This window comes from Variovorax gossypii (assembly GCF_003965815.1).
Taxonomy (GTDB): domain Bacteria; phylum Pseudomonadota; class Gammaproteobacteria; order Burkholderiales; family Burkholderiaceae_C; genus Variovorax; species Variovorax gossypii.
This window is the reverse complement of the sequence record NZ_RXOE01000008.1, coordinates 158423-175055: the sequence shown is the minus strand read 5'-3', so window position 1 is coordinate 175055 and position 16633 is coordinate 158423. Positions and strand designations below refer to the sequence as shown.

General features: G+C 68.2%; 17 protein-coding genes. 10 read left to right on the top strand and 7 right to left on the bottom strand.

The annotated features are described in order from the left end of the window. Positions 1-59: 59 nt before the first annotated feature. Positions 60-1034 carry a tripartite tricarboxylate transporter substrate binding protein BugE gene (locus tag EJP69_RS24575; protein WP_093203242.1) on the bottom strand — a complete coding sequence of 325 codons (975 nt, stop codon included), beginning with the start codon at positions 1032-1034 and terminating at the stop codon, positions 60-62. 110 nt (positions 1035-1144) lie between these two features. Here EJP69_RS24575 and EJP69_RS24570 point away from each other — a divergent pair, with 110 nt between their 5' ends. Then, positions 1145-2062: an AEC family transporter gene (locus tag EJP69_RS24570; protein ID WP_170217227.1), complete on the top strand. Its 918-nt coding sequence runs from the start codon at positions 1145-1147 to the stop codon at positions 2060-2062. Between the two features lie 665 nt (positions 2063-2727). On the opposite strand, the gene EJP69_RS24555 is transcribed toward EJP69_RS24570, so the two are convergent. Beyond that, entirely contained in the window at positions 2728-3480 is a 753-nt protein-coding gene (locus EJP69_RS24555) for a sulfite exporter TauE/SafE family protein (protein ID WP_093303918.1), read from the bottom strand. A gap of 49 nt (positions 3481-3529) precedes the next feature. Continuing rightward, positions 3530-4795 carry an MFS transporter gene (locus tag EJP69_RS24550; RefSeq protein ID WP_126472830.1) on the bottom strand — a complete coding sequence of 422 codons (1266 nt, stop codon included), beginning with the start codon at positions 4793-4795 and terminating at the stop codon, positions 3530-3532. Between the two features lie 89 nt (positions 4796-4884). Here EJP69_RS24550 and EJP69_RS24545 point away from each other — a divergent pair, with 89 nt between their 5' ends. From EJP69_RS24545 to EJP69_RS24530, 4 genes are all read left to right on the top strand, one after another. Then, positions 4885-5763: an AraC family transcriptional regulator gene (locus tag EJP69_RS24545; RefSeq protein WP_093203253.1), complete on the top strand. Its 879-nt coding sequence runs from the start codon at positions 4885-4887 to the stop codon at positions 5761-5763. Between the two features lie 62 nt (positions 5764-5825). Beyond that, positions 5826-6560 (top strand): phosphatase PAP2 family protein, encoded by a 735-nt coding sequence (locus tag EJP69_RS24540; protein WP_093303913.1) that lies wholly within the window; start codon positions 5826-5828, stop codon positions 6558-6560. A 96-nt stretch (positions 6561-6656) separates the two neighbouring features. Further along, entirely contained in the window at positions 6657-6899 is a 243-nt protein-coding gene (locus EJP69_RS24535) for an acyl carrier protein (RefSeq protein WP_093203258.1), read from the top strand. Continuing rightward, a complete protein-coding gene (locus EJP69_RS24530; protein ID WP_093203261.1) occupies positions 6896-8104 on the top strand; it encodes a beta-ketoacyl-[acyl-carrier-protein] synthase family protein in 1209 nt (402 codons plus the stop codon). Before EJP69_RS24535 ends, EJP69_RS24530 begins: the two co-directional genes overlap by 4 nt. Here the strand turns inward: EJP69_RS24530 and EJP69_RS24525 are convergent. Further along, a complete protein-coding gene (locus tag EJP69_RS24525; protein ID WP_093303910.1) occupies positions 8101-9012 on the bottom strand; it encodes a LysR substrate-binding domain-containing protein in 912 nt (303 codons plus the stop codon). The two genes, EJP69_RS24530 and EJP69_RS24525, sit on opposite strands and share 4 nt — an antisense overlap. Before the next feature lie 157 nt (positions 9013-9169). Between EJP69_RS24525 and EJP69_RS24520 the strand changes: the two genes are divergently transcribed. From EJP69_RS24520 to EJP69_RS24505, 4 genes are all read left to right on the top strand, one after another. After that, positions 9170-10534: a M20/M25/M40 family metallo-hydrolase gene (locus tag EJP69_RS24520; RefSeq protein WP_093303907.1), complete on the top strand. Its 1365-nt coding sequence runs from the start codon at positions 9170-9172 to the stop codon at positions 10532-10534. 95 nt (positions 10535-10629) lie between these two features. Continuing rightward, a complete protein-coding gene (locus EJP69_RS24515) occupies positions 10630-11094 on the top strand; it encodes a DUF2501 domain-containing protein (RefSeq protein WP_093203269.1) in 465 nt (154 codons plus the stop codon). A gap of 92 nt (positions 11095-11186) precedes the next feature. After that, positions 11187-12905 carry a SulP family inorganic anion transporter gene (locus EJP69_RS24510; RefSeq protein ID WP_093203271.1) on the top strand — a complete coding sequence of 573 codons (1719 nt, stop codon included), beginning with the start codon at positions 11187-11189 and terminating at the stop codon, positions 12903-12905. Positions 12906-12918: 13 nt separating this feature from the next. Next, positions 12919-13806, top strand: coding sequence for a LysR substrate-binding domain-containing protein (locus tag EJP69_RS24505; protein WP_093203274.1), 888 nt, complete (start codon positions 12919-12921; stop codon positions 13804-13806). A 10-nt stretch (positions 13807-13816) separates the two neighbouring features. On the opposite strand, the gene EJP69_RS24500 is transcribed toward EJP69_RS24505, so the two are convergent. Then, positions 13817-14401 (bottom strand): DUF3299 domain-containing protein, encoded by a 585-nt coding sequence (locus tag EJP69_RS24500; RefSeq protein WP_093303906.1) that lies wholly within the window; start codon positions 14399-14401, stop codon positions 13817-13819. 270 nt (positions 14402-14671) lie between these two features. Between EJP69_RS24500 and EJP69_RS24495 the strand changes: the two genes are divergently transcribed. Next, a complete protein-coding gene (locus EJP69_RS24495) occupies positions 14672-15064 on the top strand; it encodes a hypothetical protein (RefSeq protein WP_338067656.1) in 393 nt (130 codons plus the stop codon). Here EJP69_RS24495 and arfB read toward each other — a convergent pair. Continuing rightward, complete coding sequence (gene arfB, locus EJP69_RS24490; RefSeq protein ID WP_093303903.1) at positions 15033-15440, bottom strand: alternative ribosome rescue aminoacyl-tRNA hydrolase ArfB; 408 nt, start codon at positions 15438-15440, stop codon at positions 15033-15035. The two genes, EJP69_RS24495 and arfB, sit on opposite strands and share 32 nt — an antisense overlap. A 5-nt stretch (positions 15441-15445) precedes the next feature. Continuing rightward, positions 15446-16630 (bottom strand): acetyl-CoA C-acyltransferase family protein, encoded by a 1185-nt coding sequence (locus tag EJP69_RS24485; protein WP_093303901.1) that lies wholly within the window; start codon positions 16628-16630, stop codon positions 15446-15448. Positions 16631-16633 lie beyond the last annotated feature (3 nt).

The window sequence follows — 16633 nt, the reverse complement described above, 5'->3', positions numbered from 1 at the left end:
TAGCAAAAAGAAAAAGCCGCCCGGCACGCGGGCGGCTTCGCTGGTGCGAGGAGCGACCGTCAGTCGAGCTTCAGGTTCTGCTTCTTCACGACCTGCTTGTAGACCTCGTACTCGGCCTTGATCTGCGCCGAGAACTGGTCGGGCGTGTTCGCCACGATCAGCGAGCCCGTGTCCTCGATGCGCTTGCGCACCGCCGGCTCTTCTACGGCCTTCTTCACGCCCGCGCTGATCTTCTCGACCACTTCCTTCGGCAGGCCCTTCGGGCCGAGGATGCCGTAGTAGGCCATGCGGTTCACCGGCTCCAGGCCCACTTCCTTGAAGGTGGGCACGTTGGGCAGCGCGGCCAGGCGCTGCGGGGCCGACACCACGATGGGAACCAGCCTGCCGCTCTGGATGAAGGGCATTGCCGAGGGGATGTTGTCGAACATGATCGGCACCTGGCCGGCCACCACGTCGTTCAGCGCCGGGCCCGCGCCGCGGTACGGGATGTGCGTGACGAAGGTGTTGGTCAGGCTCTTGTAGAGCTCCATCAGCAGGTGGCCGATGCCGCCCGTGCCCGACGAGGCGTACGAGTACTTGCCGGGATTCTTCTTCAGCTCGGCAACGAACTCGGCGTAGTTCTTGGCCGGGAAGCTCGGGTTGACCGCGATGATGTTCGGCGTGGCCGCGATGTTGATGATCGGCGTGAAGTCGTTGATCGGGTCGTACGGCGTCTTCGGGTTGATGGCCGGGTTGGCCGCCGTGCTCGAGACCGTGGCGATGCCGAGCTTGTAGCCGTCGGGCGTGGCGCGTGCCGTCTCGGCCGCGCCGACGATGCCGCCGCCACCGGCGCGGTTGATCACCACCACCGGCTGGCCCAGCACCTTGCCCAGCGGATCGGAGATCACGCGCGCCACGATGTCCGTCGTGCCGCCCGGTGCGAACGGAACGCTCAGTTCGACGGGCTTGTTGGGATAACCCTGCGCAAAGCTCTGACCCGCGACCATGACCAGTGCCGCGGCTCCCACCATTGCGCCCCATTGACGACGTTGCATCGAAAACTCCTTATTTGATCTGACTCGACCGATGTCGAAAAACGAAGCACGGATGCTAGCGGCTCGGGGGCGTTCTCCGTGCTCTGGATTACCCATGGTCAAGCGGGTTTATCCTCGAAGCGGTGAATTACGCGCAGCTGCTCTTCCCCGACTTCTCCCTCATCGCCATCGGCTGGCTCCTTTGCCGCTACACCGCCCTCGATCGTCGCGTGTGGGACCAGGTCGAGAGCCTGGTTTACTACTTTCTCTTTCCTGTACTGCTGTTCCACTCCATCGTGCGCAGCCCGCTCGACTTCGGCGCGACCTCGAGCCTGCTCACCGCGGGCTTCGGCGTAGGAGCCTGCGGCATCGCGCTGGCCTATGCCCTGCCCTTCATCCCGGGCCTGGGCACCCACATCGACCGGCGCGACCACGCGGCCAGCGCGCAGATCGCCTTCCGCTTCAACTCCTTCATCTGCCTGGCACTGGCCGAACGGCTCGGAGGCTCCGAGGGACTGCTGCTGATCGCCGTGCTGATCGGCGTGTGCGTGCCCATCTTCAACATCGCGGCCGTGTGGCCTATGACGCGGCATGCGCAGACGGGGTTCGTGCGGCAGCTGGTGCGCAATCCGTTGATCGTCGCGACCGTGGCGGGGTTGCTGGCCAATGTGCTGGGGCTCACGGTGCCTACGTGGGCCACGCCTACGCTTACGCGAATCGGGGCTGCGTCGCTGGCGCTCGGGCTGCTGGCCGCGGGGGCGGGGATGAAGTTCTCTACTCTGGGGGCAGGGAAGACGCTGGCGGTGTCCGTGCTGGCTATACGGCATCTGTTCCTGCCGTTGGTGGCCTGGGGGTTGGCTCGGTTGTTGCGGCTCGATGCTGCGCAGGGGGCTGTGTTGATGGCGTTTTCTGCTGTGCCTACTGCTTCTAGTGCTTATGTGTTGGCGGCTCGCATGGGGTACAACGGGCCCTACGTGGCTGGGCTGGTGACTTTGTCTACCTTGCTGGGGGTTGTCAGTTTGCCGTTTGCTTTGGCTTTGCCTCGGTAAGCGGAGTGTTTGCTTCCCGGGGCCGGGTCTCGGCCCGGCGGCCGACCTACTTTTCTTTGCTTCGCCAAAGAAAAGTAGGCAAAAGAAAGGCGACCCTACTGTCTGCGTCCCTTCGCTGCGCTACGGGCAACCTGCGGTGCTCGACGTAGGAGGGGGTCCGCAGAACTCGCTTCGCTCAAACAGCTGCGGCCCTTATCCCTCCTACGTCTGCGCTCCTCGGCGCAGCCAGAAGGGAGTTGGAGACCGAGCAGGCCATCGCTGCGCTCGGCCTTCTGAACAGCCTGGATTGGCCTTCGCTTCGCTCGGCCACATATTGAGTCCCCGCGACTCCTGCAGACACTACGCTCTATTCCAAGCACAGCAGGCGCGAAGCGTTTGCTGTGCCTTGGGGGCCGAGCGAAGCAAAGGCCCGCACATCTCCCCTCCCTCTGGCTGCGCCGAGGAGCGCAGCGTTTCGCGGATCAGGGATCGCAGCTGTTTGAGCGAAGCGAGTTCTGCGAGACCCCGCGAAACGCGAGCACCGCAGGTTGCCCCTTCGCACAGCGAAGGGGTCGCAGACAGTGGGGTCGCCTTTTCTTTGCCTACTTTCTTTTGGCGAAGCAAAAGAAAGTAGGTCCGCCGCCGGGCGGAACTCCCGGCCTCGGAAAGCAAACAACCAACAAACCTCAGCCACGAGCCAACAAAGCAGGAACAGCAGAAGCCAACAAAGCCACCCCGGAAGCCGTCAACAACCCCAAAACAACCTTCCGAAACGCCCCTTCACTGATCCCGATATAAAGCCGAGCCCCCAACAAAACAGGCACAGCAACCGCCAGCGCAACAACCCCCAGCAACGGCACAACAGCCCGCCCGATATTCCCGCTGAAAACGTGAATCCCGAACGCCACCAGCAACATCGACAAATTGAAGTTCTGGATCACAGCCCGCTGCGTATCCCGCTGAAACCCACGCAACGTGCACCACAGCGTAGGAATGGTCCCCGAGAACCCTCCGATGCCCGCCATAGCTCCCCCGATGGCACCAGCCACAGCATCAGCCGCGCGCCCCCCGAACTCGACCTTCGGCAGATGCTGCGACATCAGCATCGCAGGGCACCACAGCACCAGCAACACACCGAGACAAAGCTTGAAGACGACAAGATCGAGGTGCGGCAGCAGCCAAACGCCGAACGGCACCCCGACCAACCCGCCGAGCACGAAGGGCCAGAGAACGCTCTTGTCGAAGGAGCGCCGCACGGTGACCGCGGCAATCACCTGCCCCGTCAGCGCCCCGAACAAGGCGAGCACGGCGGCAAGCTGTGGCTCCAGGGTCCACGCCCAGACGGACATCGCCACCAGGCCGAACGCAAAGCCCGACAGGCCCTGCACGAAACCCGCCAGCACGGCGCCGGCGACCACATAGACATACAAGGCTTGCATGCGGTCGATGATATCGACCGCACTTCGTTCAGCCGCGTGGGCCGCAGACTCAGGCGGAGGCCGGCACCACCAGCGCCGTGCGCCGCACGCGACGCACGTTGAAGGCACTGGCGATCAGCACGCCCTGCACCAGCGCCAGGCCCACGATCACGCTGGTGTACTGGCCGTGGTCCATGAGCCGGCCGAACACCAGCGGCGCCACGGCCTGTCCGATGTCGAGGCCGGCGTACACCACGCCGTAGACGCGCCCGGTCGCATTGGGCGGGGTCGATTTCTTCACCAGCAGGTCGCGCGACGGGCCCGCGACGCCCGAGACGAAGCCCATGGCACCGAAGAGCACCGGCACCACGATCGGCGGAAAGTCGGCGAAGGCCAGCGCGAGAGCCAGCGCAGCGGCGACGCCGAAGCCCACGCCCACGATGCGCTCGCAGCGCGAGGGATCGGAAGCCAGGAAGCCGCCCACCACCATGCCCGCGGCGCTCGCCACCATGTAGACCGTGAGGCACACCGCCACCAGCGCCACCGGCACGGCGTGCAGGTGCCCCGCGGCCACGGGCGCGAAGGTCTGCACCACGCTGATCACCACGGCATAGAAGAAGAAGAAACCAAAGCACATCCACACGGCCGGGATGCGCAGGAAGTCGAACTCGCCGCCGGCGGGTGCGTGCTCGCCCTGCCCCGTGGCCTTGTGCACGGCCGCCGCGTCGAGCGACAGCACGCTGCGGTAGACCCACAGCACCAGCAGCACCAGCAGCGCCACCGCGCCGGCCGAGGCCAGCGCCACGCGCCACGAGAAGGCGATGGCGATCGGCACCACGAAGGCCGGCGCCAGCGCCCAGCCCAGGCTGCCCGTGATGCCGTGCACGCTGTAGGCATGGCCCAGGCGGGTCGGCGCGACCTTGCGGTTGAACAGCGTGTAGTCGACCGGGTGGAACACGCCGTTGCCGATGCCACCGACAACCGCGCACACCAGCAGCATCCAGTAGCTCTGGGCCACCGAGTAGCCGAAGGCCGCCAGCCCCAGCGCCCCGAGTCCGACGAACAGCACCGGCCGCGGCCCCAGCTTGTCGACGATGAAGCCCGAAGCCGCCTGCACGATGCAGGAGACCACGAAGAACACGGTGAGCACCGCGCCCAGCTCGACATAGCTCACGTTGAACGCGTCCTTCAGCCACGGGAACAGCGGCGCCAGGATGAGCTGGCTGAAGTGGCTGACCGCATGGGCCAGGCCGACCAGCCCGATGAGCTTGGCGTCGGTGCGCAGGGTTGTCTGGGGAGAGGAGGAAGCGGCGCTCGTGGGCGAGGTTGAAGACATGGATTGCTACAAAAAAACGGGGCGGGCACCGATGCTATGCGGCGGGGAAGCGGCAGAATGGCGATACAGCGACAACATTTGTCGAAACCATGCCAAGCGCCGCCTCATCCCCCCCAAGGAGCGCCGCGTCCGCCGCCAGGCTGCGCGGGCCCACCCCGATCAACAGCGTTGCCTCCCTCACGCCGCACCTCTACGCCCCCGACGCGGTGCGGCCGCTGCGCGCCAAGGAGCATTTCCTGAGCGCCGACACGCTCGTCGAGCTGCACGAGCACCCGTGGCCGCAGCTCACCTTTTCCACGCGCGGCGTGATCCGCCTGAGCACGCAGGACGGCAGCTACATCGTGCCGCCCTCGCGGGCGCTCTGGGTGCCGGCCAACATGCCGCACAGCATCACGCTGATCGAGGACGCGGAACTGCGCACCGTCTACCTGCACGCCTGGATCGCGCCCTCGTGGGAGAAGTGCGAGGTGCTCGAGATCAGCCCCCTGCTGCGCGCGCTGATGCTCGCGCTCGACACCACGCCCGACGGCCTGCCGCCGGCCGACGCGCATGCGCCGCAGCGCGAACGCATGATCGCGCCGCTGCTGGTCGACGAGCTGGAGCGCGCCACGCAGATCCGCATCGACGTGCCGCTGCCCACCGACAAACGCTTGCGCCAGCTCTGCGAGACGCTGCTGCGCAACCCGGCCGACCGCGCCACGCTGGCCGAGCGCGCCGCCGCCATCGGCGCCAGCGAGCGCACGGTGGCGCGCCTGTTCCGCGACCAGCTCGGCATGAGCTGGCAGCAGTGGCGCCAGCAGGCCGTGATGGCGCACGCGCTGCCGCTGCTGGCGCGCGGCATGGCGGTGAGCCAGGTGGCCGCCGCCAGCGGCTACGCCACCGACAGCGCCTTCTGCGCGATGTTCAAGGCCGCCACAGGCCGCTCGCCCACCTCGTTCCAGCACCGCAAGCGGCCCGCGCCCGCCTGACACGGCGACGCAGCGGCGGGTGCTTCACGGCGCTCTGGCAAGATCGGCGGCCGACAAACACCATGCACTCACCGATCTCCCTGAACGCAGCATCCGGCGCCAGGCCGCCCACATGGACCGCCGACATCTGGCTGCGCGTGCGCCGCCATTTCCTGCTGAAGGCGGTCGGCACCACGGTCTTCACGTGGCTGTTCTTCATCGGCTACTTCCACCTGCTGCGCAATCCGTCGTTCCCGATCGTCGTGATGCCGTTGACGCCGCTGGACCACCTGATCCCGTTCCAGGCCTTCCTGCTGGGCCCGTACCTCTCGCTCTGGGTGTACGTGGGCATCGCGCCGGGGCTGCAGCTCACCTTCCGCGAACTGGTGGTCTACGGGCTGTGGATCGGGGGGCTGTGCGTCACCGGCCTGGGCATCTTCTACTTCTGGCCGACCCAGATACCCCCTTTGGCCATCGACGTCTCCGGCTACCCGGGCTTCGCGATGCTGCAGGGCGTGGACGCGGCGGGCAATGCCTGCCCGTCGATGCACGTGGCGGTGGCCATCTTCACCGCCATCCGCATCGAGGACGTGCTGCGCGAGGCGCGCACGCCGGCCTTCTGGCGTGTGCTGAACTGGGCCTGGTTCGCCGCCATCGCCTATTCGACGCTGGCGGTCAAGCAGCACGTGGCGCTCGACGTGGCGGCCGGGGCGCTGCTGGGTATGGCGTTCGCCCTACCCTCGATGCGCTGGCGGCCGGGCGCGCGCGAGCGCAGGGATTCCCCTTGCGTGGGAGCGGATATCATCCGTAAACACTGACCACTCACCACTGGCCGACGAGGAAGGGATCGATTGACTCAAGGACCGCACAGGGCGGCGATCGATCGGACGGCACACGACGACAGGCATTGCACGATGAGTTCGCTGAAGGAATTGCAGGACCTGATCCACGAGAAGTACGGCATCGAACCGTCGAAGCTCGACCCTCACGCCTCCATGCGTGAAACCGGCGGACTCGATTCGCTGGCCCTCGCCGAGTTTCTGTTCGCCATCGAAGACCATTTCGGCATCACCATGCCCGACGAGGACGCGAGCATCGACACCCTGGCCGAACTCGCGCTGCTGGTCGACAAGGTCAGGGCCGCGAAAGCCGCGTGAACCACGAGGTCGCAGTCACCGGGCTGGGTGTCGTCGCACCGCATGGCGACGAACCCGGCGCCCTGTTCCAGGCCCTGCTGCAGGGCCGCTCCGCCATACAGCCCGTCTTTCCCGACCTGCCCAAGCCGGCAGCCGCGGCCACCGCGGCATTCGACGAAACCCGCTGGTTCACCAAGCTGCAGCTCGCCGGCGTCGACCGCGTGAGCCAGCTGGCCGTGGCCGCCGCCGACCTGGCGATGCGCGACGCGGGCCTGGCCGTTTCAGATGCCGACCCCGAGCGCGTCGGCGTCTTCTCCGGCTGCGGCATGGGCGGAGCCGCGGCACTCGAGGCGGCCTACCGCGGCAACGGCCGCGTGTCGCCGCTCACCATTCCCGCCTTCATGCCCAACGCGCCGGCCGCCCATGTGGCAATGCGCCAGGGCGTGCAGGGCCCGGTGCTCACCTATTCGGTCGCCTGCGCCTCGTCGTCGGTCGCGATCGCCGAGGCGGCCAAGGCCGTGCAGCGCGGCGAAGTCGACTTCGCCATTGCCGGCGGCAGCGAGGCGCTGATCGTGCCGGGCGTGGTGGTGGCCTGGCAGGCCATGCAGACGCTGGCCAGCTTCCAGCCCGGCGAGGCTGCCGGCGCGGTGCGGCCCTTCGCCACCGACCGCAGCGGCTTCGTACTCGGTGAAGGCGCGGCCTTCCTGATCCTCGAATCGGCAGAACGCGCACGCGCGCGCGGCGCCCGCAGCTACGCCACGCTGGCCGGCTGGGGCCTGAGCAGCGATGCCACCCATCTCACCAAGCCCGACTCGCCGGGCCAGGCCCGCGCGCTGCGCGCCGCGTTGCGCACGGCCGGACTGCAGCCGCGCGACGTGGGTTACTGCAACGCCCACGGCACGGCAACGCGCATCGGCGACGTGGTCGAGCGCAACGCGCTGGCCGAGGTGTGGGGCGACGATCTCGACGCGCTGCGCGTGAGCTCCACCAAGGCGCTGCATGGCCACATGCTCGGTGCGGCGGGCGCCATCGAGGCGCTCGTCACCGTGCTCGCGCTGAACCAGCGGCAGCTGCCGCCCAACGCGAACTGCCGCGAGATCGACCCCGACTGCCAGCTCAACCTCGTGACGCAGGACGACGCGGCAGCACCGTCGCTCGAAGCCGCCGTCAGCAACTCGTTCGCCTTCGGCGGCACGAACTCGGTGCTGCTTTTCAAGCGCGCCTAGGCGGCCACCGCCTGCACTGGCGGCGCGGCCGCCGCGCGCAGCCATGCCACGAAGGCGCCGACCAGCAGGTCATCCGTGCGGCTTGGCGCCACGAACACGCTGTAGCCCCGGCTCGAGGGTGCACGATGCGGGCAGGCCAGCACCAGTTCACCCGAACGCAGTTCGCGCTCCACGAAGTAGTCGGGCACGAGCCCCACGCCGAGGTCCGCCCGCACCGCCGCGACCAGCGACGAGAACAGGTCGAAGCGGTGCCCCGCCACCAGGTTGTCCGGCGCGCGCAGGTTCGGGACCTGCCCGAACCACTCCTCCCACGCCCCCATGCGCGTGCGCAGTTGCAGCAGCTGTGCCGCGCGGAAGTCACCCCGAGCCATGGCCGCGCGCCCCTTCGCCCGGGGAGAACACACCGCGACGCAGGATTCGCCCATCAACGGCTGCGCATTCGCGCCCGGCCATACGGCGTCGTCGTACTGCACGCCCACGTCGAAGGGCTGGTCCTCCATGTAGAGATGCGTAGGGAACACCTGCAGGTGCAGGCTGCAGCCCGGATTCCGCGAGACGAACTCGGGCAGCCGCGGCGTGAGCCAGCCCTCGGCCAGCACCGGCACAGCGCCCACCAGCAGGCGCAGGCCGTCGGCGCGCTGCGCCATGGCTTCCAGCGTGTGGTTCTGCAGCCGCAGCAGGTCGCCGGAAATCTGCCCGTGATAGCGCCGCCCGGCCTCGGTGAGCTCAGTGCCGCGCGCGGTGCGCTGCACGAGCCGCACGCCGATCTGCTCCTCCAGCAGCCGCAGCTGCTGGCTCACTGCGCTGTGCGTGAGGCACAGCTCCTCGGCGGCCTTGCCGACGCCGTGGTGGCGAGCCACCGCGTCGAATATCAGCAGCGCTCGGGTGCTGGGAATGTGGCGGCGCATGGGAGCCTCGTTAGAAAAACTGACAACGCGGAAGATTAAACCAGAGCGCGCGCCTAACACAGCCATAAGAATTGCTGACGACGCCGCACCCGGCCAGCTTCCGCGGCGCCGTTCACCTCGACCTGGTTCGCCTCAAATACAAGGACATCCCCGCACCATGCCTCGTCACGCGCCGCTTCGCCTCGCCCCGCTCGCCTCGGTCGTCTTTGCCCTGGCCGCTGCGGCCACCGGCATCGCCCATGCCCAGGGCGGCTCCGTCGCCGCCACGCCGACGCAGGTGCGGCCCGAAGTGGACAAGGCCTACACCCAGCTGATGGCCTCGCCCGCGATCCAGAAGCTGCTGGAGGCCGTCAAGGCCGACCACGACCGCTCGGTCGAGGACCTGAAGATGCTCACCGAGATCGAGGCCCCGCCCTTCAAGGAGCAGAAGCGCGCCGAGGCCTTCCTGGCCCGCATGAAGGCGCTGGGCCTCACGGACGCGAAGATCGACGCCGAAGGCAACGTGGTCGGCCTGCGCAAGGGCACGGGCAACGGGCCGAAGCTGCTGATCTCCGCCCACCTCGACACCGTGTTCCCCGCCGGCACCGACGTGAAGGTCAAGGAGCGCGACGGCAAGCTCTACGCACCCGGCATCTCCGACGACACGCGCGGCCTGTCGGTGCTGCTGTCGTGGCTCAAGGTGCTGAACGACAACAAGATCCAGACCGTGGGCGACCTGCTCATCGTGGGCAACGTGGGCGAGGAAGAGCTCGGCAACCTGCGCGGCATCAAGGCGATCTTTCGCGACAACCTCGACATCGACGGCATGGTCGGCCTGGAGCCCGCCGCCGACGGCACGGTACTGATGCTGGGCACGGGCAGCCACCGCTACGAAGTGACCTTCAAGGGCCCCGGCGGCCACAGCTACGGCGCCTTCGGCCAGGTGCCGAGCGCCATTCACGGCATGGGCCGCGCCATCGCGAAGATCGCCGACATCCGCACGCCGAGCTTCCCCAAGACGACGTTCACGGTCGGCACGGTCGGCGGCGGCACTTCGGTGAACACCATCGCGCCCGACGCGCGCATGGCGGTCGACATCCGCTCAGACGAAATGGCGCCGCTGCTCGAGACCGAGAAGAAGATCCTGGCCGCCATCGACGAAGCCGTGGTCGAGGAGAACAAGCGCTGGAACGTCAACACGCTGAGCGTGAGCACCAAGCTCATCGGCGACCGTCCGGGCGGCCGCACGCAGTCTGACACGGTGATCGTCGAGGCCGCAACGCGCTCGAACGCGGCCTTCGGCCACAAGACGCTGCTGACCGGCGCGAGCACCGACGCCAACGTGCCGATGTCGCTGGGCATCCCGGCCATCATCATCGGCGGCGGCGGCAAGACCGGCGGCTTCCACGCGCTCAGCGAGTGGATCGACGTGACCGACGGCTGGAAGGGCGCGCAGAACTCGCTGGTGACGGTGCTCGGCCTGGTCGGCGTGCAAGGCACCAGCGCACCGCTGCTCGAAAAGCGCCCGCCGCGTTCGAAGTAAGCACAGGCGCGAGGGCGACTGCAGCCGGGGCCTCGCCCCGGCGTCTCCGTTATGCTGGTGGCCGCTTTCCACCACGCTACCGACAGGAGGACAACATGCACGCCCGTTCCACCCTCATCGCCCTGGCGCTGCTCGCCGCAGGCGCCTCGGCACAAGCCAACAACCTGCTCGACCAGCTGAAGGAAAAGGCCGGCGAGGCGGCCACCGCCAACTCGCAAGGCGGCGCAGGCAGCAGCACAGGCGGATCGGCGCTCGGCAACCTGGGCAGCAGCCTTGGCTTCAAGATGCCGGCCATCGGCACCAGCACCATGGGCAACGCGGCCGGCGTGCTGCAGTACTGCGTGAAGAACAACTACCTGGGCGGCGACGCCGCCTCGGTGAAGGACAAGCTGCTCGCCAAGATCACCGGGCAGAAGAAGCAGGAGACCGGCTTCGCCAGCGGCGCCAAGGGCCTGCTGCAGGGCGGCGACGGCAAGTCGCTGAACTTCAAGGGCCTGTCGTCGAAGGTCAAGGAAAAGGCCTGCGACTACGTGCTCAAGAACGCCACTTCACTGATCTGACCTGATCTGACCTCGCCCCGCATTCCGCATCGCTCCCGCGCGGCGCACCGCGCATGTGCCTGCAGTTCTCTCCCGTGCGCCCGCAAACATCCATGACCCCGGCTGCCCCCTCTCCTTCCCTGCGCCAGCGCCTGTCCCGCTGGGTTCCCTGCCTGGCCTGGCCCCGTCCTTCCGCAGCGCTGCTGCGCAACGAGGCGATGGCCGGCATCACCGTGGCGCTGATGGTCATTCCGCAGGGCGTGGCCTATGCGGCGCTGGCGGGCATGCCGCTGGTCACGGGCGTGTACGCGGCGCTGTTCCCGGCGCTGATCGCGGTGATGTTCAGTTCCTCGCAGCGGCTGTCGGTGGGGCCCACGGCGCTCACCAGCCTGCTGGTCGGCGCCTCGCTCGCGCCGCTGGCCGTGGCAGGCAGCGCCGAGTGGGTGGCGATGGCGGTGTGGCTCACGCTGATGTCGGGCGCGATCCAGATCGTGCTGGGCGCCGGACGTTTCGGCTGGCTGCTGCGGCTGGTGAATTCGCCGGTGCTCATCGGCTTCACGCAGGGCGCGGCGGTGCTGATCGCCATTTCACAGCTGCCGGCATTGCTGGGCTTCACCGGGCGGACCATTCCGCAGGTGCTGCAGGGCGGGCCGCTGCCCGACCTCGTGGCCATCGCATTCGGCCTCGGCAGCATTGCGGTGCTGTGGCTGGGCAAGCGCCTGCTGCCGCGCTTTCCGACCACCATGGCGCTGGTGGCCGGCGCGGCGGCCATCAGCTGGCTGGTCGACTACGCGCTGCGCGGCGGCGCGGTGGTGGGCACCCTGCCCTCGGGCCTGCCCTCGTTCTACTGGCCCGGCCTGCTGCCGCTGAGCACCTTCAGCGCGCTGGTGCTGCCGGCGCTGATGATCACTCTGGTGAGCTTTCTCGAGACGGCGTCCAGCGCCAAGGTCGACAACGCGCGCGCCGGCACGCTCTGGAACGAAAACCAGGACCTGATCGGCCAGGGCCTGGCCAAGCTGGCATCGGGCTTCACGGGTGCGTTTCCCACCAGCTCGTCCTTCTCGCGTTCGGCCATCACGCTGTACGCGGGCGCGCAGACCGGCTGGGCGACGCTCTTCAGCGTGGTCGTGGTGGCCGGTGCGTTGCTGTGGCTGATGCCGCTGCTCTATCACGTGCCGCAGGCGGTGCTGGCGGCAGTGGTGGTCACGGCCATCCTCGGGCTGGTGAAGCCGGCGAGCTTCACCGCGCTGTGGCGCATCTCGCGCATCGAGGCAGGCATCGCCTTCGGCACCTTCGTGCTGACCATCGCGACCGCGCCGAGCATCTACTGGGGCGTTCTCGGCGGGCTGCTTGCCGCCCTGGCGCACTACATGTACCGGCACCTGCACCCGCGCATCATCGAGGTGGGCCTGCACCCCGACGGCAGCCTGCGCGACCGCCACCTGTGGAAGCTGCCGCCGCTGGCGCCGAATCTCTATGCGCTGCGCATGGACGCCGAACTCGACTTCGCCTCCGCCTCCACGCTGGAACGCGCACTCACGGTGGCGGTGGCCGAGCAGCCCGGGCTCACCGACGTGTGCCTGTTCGCGCAGCCCATCAACCGCATCGACATCACCGGCGCCGAAGTGTTCGGCTCGATCCGCCGGATGATGGAATCCAAGGGCATCCGCCTTCACCTGAGCGGGATGAAGCTGCCCGCGATGCAGGTGCTGGAAAGCGCCGGGCTGCTGGCGCCGGGGCCGATGCTGTTCAGCTATCGCACCGACGGCGAGGCGCTCGCTGCACTGATGCCGCGCGTCGAGGTGCCTGCGGAGCATGAAGCCGCCGCCTGACACGCCAGCCCCCATGAAGACCACCATCGAAGAACTCGTCGCGTTCCGCACGGTGGTGGACACGGGCTCGATCACGGCCGCGTCGGAGCAGCTGTCGCAGACCGTCTCGGGCATCAGCCGCGCGCTGAGCCGGCTCGAGCAGAAGCTCGACACCACGCTGCTTCGCCGAACCACGCGGCGGCTCGAGCTCACGGAGGAAGGCGCGGCCTTCCTGCAGCGCACGCGCGCGATCCTCGATGCCATCGACGACGCCGAGGAGCACATGGCCGCGCGCCGCCAGCAGCCTGCGGGCCGGCTGCGCGTGAACGCGGCCTCGCCCTTCATGCTGCATGCCATCGTGCCGCTGGTGCCCGAGTTCCGCAGCCTCTATCCGCAGATCAGCCTCGAGCTCGACACCGACGACCTGCCCATCGACCTGCTGGAGCGCCGCACCGACATCGCGATCCGCATCGGCCCGCTGCGCGACTCGACGCTGCATGCGCGCCCGCTGGGCACGCACCGGCTGCGCGTGCTCGCGAGCCCGGCGTATCTCGAGGCGCACGGCAAGCCGCGCAAGGTGGCCGACCTGGCCGACCACACCCTGCTGGGCTTCACGCAACCCGAATCGCTGAACCGCTGGCCCCTGCGCGGCGTGCACGGCGACGAATGGAACATCGCGCCCACGCTGGTGGCGTCGAGCGGTGAAACGCTGCGTCAGCTGGCGCTGGCGGGCGTGGGCATCGTCTGCCTGTCGGACTTCATGACGGGCGCCGACCGCGAAAGCGGCGCGCTGGTGCAGGTGCTGGCAAAGGAGACGGCGGACGTGCGCCAGCCGGTGAATGCCGTGTACTACCGCAACACGCAGCTGTCGGCGCGCATCACGTCGTTCCTGGATTTCCTGTCTCGCCGCATGGGCGGCTGAGCACGGCCGCTCACTGCGGCTGCTTCGGCACGAAGCGCTCGACCGCGGCCGACTTGATCTCGTAGCCGCTCACGCCCATGTCCGCCGACGAGTAGCGCGCCGCCTTCAGCGTGCCGCTGACGTACACCGTGTCCATCGCGTGCAGGCCCTTCACGGTCGAGGCCGCGACCACGCGCACGATCTGGTTGGCGGGCGGCGGCGGGGTATGGATGCAGGCGCCGAAGTACGGCACCAGCAGGAATTCGCGGATGCCCTCCTGCGTGTTGTCCAGCGGGACGACGAAACCGGCGAGCTTGGCCGCCTTGCCGTCGAGCGCGACGTTGACCGGCGCGTTGTCCCAGACGGCGCGCATCTCGTCGAGCATCTGGATCGCGCGCGGATCGTTGTCGCGCAGGGCTTCGAGGCTGATGTTGCGGTAGCGCCTGGTGGGGTCCCAGCTCTTGGGGATCAGCTCTTCCCACTTGAGCTCGGGCGCCGCGGCGGTGCTCTGCACCGGCCCGGCCACGCCCGGGCCACAGGCGCTCAGCAGCACGGCCAGCGGCACCAAAAGGAGCGCTGCAGCAAGCCTCGCACGCGGAAAGAGAACTCTTCTCATGAATACGATTGTGCTTGGGAGATGTTTCAGACCCGTAAAGCAGGGCCTTTGGCACTCAATTCATCCCAGATTCGGCAAATTTGAAACAAAGCGCCAGAATGCCGCACCACGATCACGAGGAGGTCCGCATGGCACCGACAGGATGGCTGGGGCTCACGTCCCTGGGTATCGTTCACACCGCGATCAGCCTGATCGCCGTCGTCGCGGGGCTCCTGGCCCTGTTCCGCTACAAGGAAATCACGATGCGCACCCGGGCTGGGCCGGCTCTTCGTGTGGACCACCGTGCTGACCTGCCTCACGGGCTTCGGCATCTTCCAGCACGGCGGCTTCGGCAAGCCGCATGCGCTGGGCATCATCACGCTGCTCGCGCTGGCCGTGGGCGCGCTCGCCGGGCGTGGCGTGCTCTTCGGCAAGTGGGCGCGCTACGTGGAGGCCATCGCGTTCTCGGCGAGCTTCCTGTTCCACTGGATCCCGGCCTTCACCGAAACGCTCACGCGCCTGCCGCTCGGCGCCCCGCTGCTGCCGAATGCCGACGCGCCGGAGCTCAAGGCGATCACGGGCGTGCTGTTCGTGCTGTACCTGATCGGCGTCGGCCTGCAGATTCGCCGGCTGCGCGGCGGTGCCGGAACGCTCAGTCCCGAACCGGCCCGCGCAGGCTCTTGATCTGCGAGCGCTGGCTCTTGCCTTCGAGCCGGCGCTGCTTCGAGCCGTAGGTGGGCTTGGTCACGCGCCGCACGCGAGGAGCGACGGCCACGCTGTCGACCACCGCCTGCAGGCGCGCGAGCGCGTCGGCACGGTTCATCTCCTGCGTGCGGTGCTGCTGCGCCTTGAGCACGAACACGCCTTCCTGCGTGATGCGGCTGTCGCGCAGCGCGAGCAGCCGTTCCTTCACGTCGGCCGGCAATGAGCTGGCATGGATGTCGTAGCGCAGGTGCACCGCGCTCGACACCTTGTTGACGTTCTGCCCGCCCGCGCCCTGCGCCCGGATGGCGCTGAAGTCGACCTCGTCAGGGTCGATCAGGACGAGCGGACGGAGCATGCGGCTCAGACGCGTTCGAAGACGGCCGCGATGCCCTGCCCGCCGCCGATGCACATCGTGACCAGCGCATAGCGACCGCCAGTGCGCTGCAGCTCGGCGATCGCCTTCGTCGTGATGATCGCGCCGGTCGCGCCCACAGGATGGCCCAGCGAAATGCCCGAGCCGTTCGGATTGACCTTGGCCGGATCGAAGCCCAGTTCCTTGATGACGGCGCAGGCCTGCGCCGCGAAGGCTTCGTTCGACTCGATCACGTCGAAGTCGCTCACCTTCAGGCCGGTGCGCTCCAGCACCTTGCGCGTGGCCGGCACCGGGCCGATGCCCATGTACGCAGGCTCGACGCCGGCGTGCGCATAGCCCACCAGGCGCGCCAGCGGCTTCAGCCCGCGCGCCTTGACGCTCTCGCCGCTGGCCAGCACCACTGCGGCCGCGCCGTCATTGATGCCCGAGGCGTTGCCGGCGGTGACGAGGCCGTCCTTCTTGAACGCGGGCTTCATCTTCGACAGCGTCTCGACGGTGGTGTCGGCACGCACGTGCTCGTCGGTGTCGAAGAGCACGACGCCCTTGCGCGTCTTCACCTCGACCGGAACGATCTGCTCCTTGAAGCGGCCCGCCGCGATGGCGGCTGCCGCGCGCTGCTGGCTGCTCACCGCCAGTTCGTCCATCTGATCGCGCGTGATGCCATAGCGCGCGGCCACGTTCTCGGCCGTGATGCCCATGTGGATCTTCTCCCACGGGTCGTGGAGGATGCCGAGCATGTAGTCGACCAGCACCGCATCGCCCATGCGAGCGCCGTAGCGTGCCGAGGTGTCGAAATACGGACCGCGGCTCATCGACTCGGAGCCGCCGCCGATGGCGATGTCGCAGTCGCCCAATGCGATGGCCTGCGCGGCCGACACGATGGCCTGCAGGCCCGAGCCGCAGAGGCGGTTGACGTTGAAGGCCGGCGTCTCGATGGGGCAGCCCGCGTCGATGGCCGCCACGCGGCTCAGGTAGGCGTCTTTCACGTCGGTGGGGATCACGTTGCCCATGACCACGTGGCCGATGGCATCGGCTGCGACGCCGCTGCGCTCGATGGCTGCCTTGACGGCGGTGGTGGCAAGCTGGGTGTTGGGCACGTCCTTCAGCGAGCCGCCGAAGGTGCCGATGGCGGTGCGGGCGATGCCGACCACGAAGATGTCGCGCGAAGTCATTGG

Excerpts from the sequence above, each read along its gene's own strand:
- EJP69_RS24535 (WP_093203258.1), top strand. The coding sequence starts at position 6,657 with ATGAGTTCGCTGAAGGAATTGCAGGACCTGATCCACGAGAAGTACGGC.
- EJP69_RS24550 (WP_126472830.1), bottom strand. The coding sequence starts at position 4,795 with ATGTCTTCAACCTCGCCCACGAGCGCCGCTTCCTCCTCTCCCCAGACA.
- EJP69_RS24510 (WP_093203271.1), top strand. The coding sequence starts at position 11,187 with ATGACCCCGGCTGCCCCCTCTCCTTCCCTGCGCCAGCGCCTGTCCCGC.
- EJP69_RS24540 (WP_093303913.1), top strand. The coding sequence starts at position 5,826 with ATGCACTCACCGATCTCCCTGAACGCAGCATCCGGCGCCAGGCCGCCC.
- EJP69_RS24515 (WP_093203269.1), top strand. The coding sequence starts at position 10,630 with ATGCACGCCCGTTCCACCCTCATCGCCCTGGCGCTGCTCGCCGCAGGC.
- EJP69_RS24485 (WP_093303901.1), bottom strand. The coding sequence starts at position 16,630 with ATGACTTCGCGCGACATCTTCGTGGTCGGCATCGCCCGCACCGCCATC.
- arfB (WP_093303903.1), bottom strand. The coding sequence starts at position 15,440 with ATGCTCCGTCCGCTCGTCCTGATCGACCCTGACGAGGTCGACTTCAGC.
- EJP69_RS24505 (WP_093203274.1), top strand. The coding sequence starts at position 12,919 with ATGAAGACCACCATCGAAGAACTCGTCGCGTTCCGCACGGTGGTGGAC.
- EJP69_RS24555 (WP_093303918.1), bottom strand. The coding sequence starts at position 3,480 with ATGCAAGCCTTGTATGTCTATGTGGTCGCCGGCGCCGTGCTGGCGGGT.
- EJP69_RS24520 (WP_093303907.1), top strand. The coding sequence starts at position 9,170 with ATGCCTCGTCACGCGCCGCTTCGCCTCGCCCCGCTCGCCTCGGTCGTC.
- EJP69_RS24545 (WP_093203253.1), top strand. The coding sequence starts at position 4,885 with ATGCCAAGCGCCGCCTCATCCCCCCCAAGGAGCGCCGCGTCCGCCGCC.
- EJP69_RS24500 (WP_093303906.1), bottom strand. The coding sequence starts at position 14,401 with ATGAGAAGAGTTCTCTTTCCGCGTGCGAGGCTTGCTGCAGCGCTCCTT.
- EJP69_RS24575 (WP_093203242.1), bottom strand. The coding sequence starts at position 1,034 with ATGCAACGTCGTCAATGGGGCGCAATGGTGGGAGCCGCGGCACTGGTC.
- EJP69_RS24525 (WP_093303910.1), bottom strand. The coding sequence starts at position 9,012 with ATGCGCCGCCACATTCCCAGCACCCGAGCGCTGCTGATATTCGACGCG.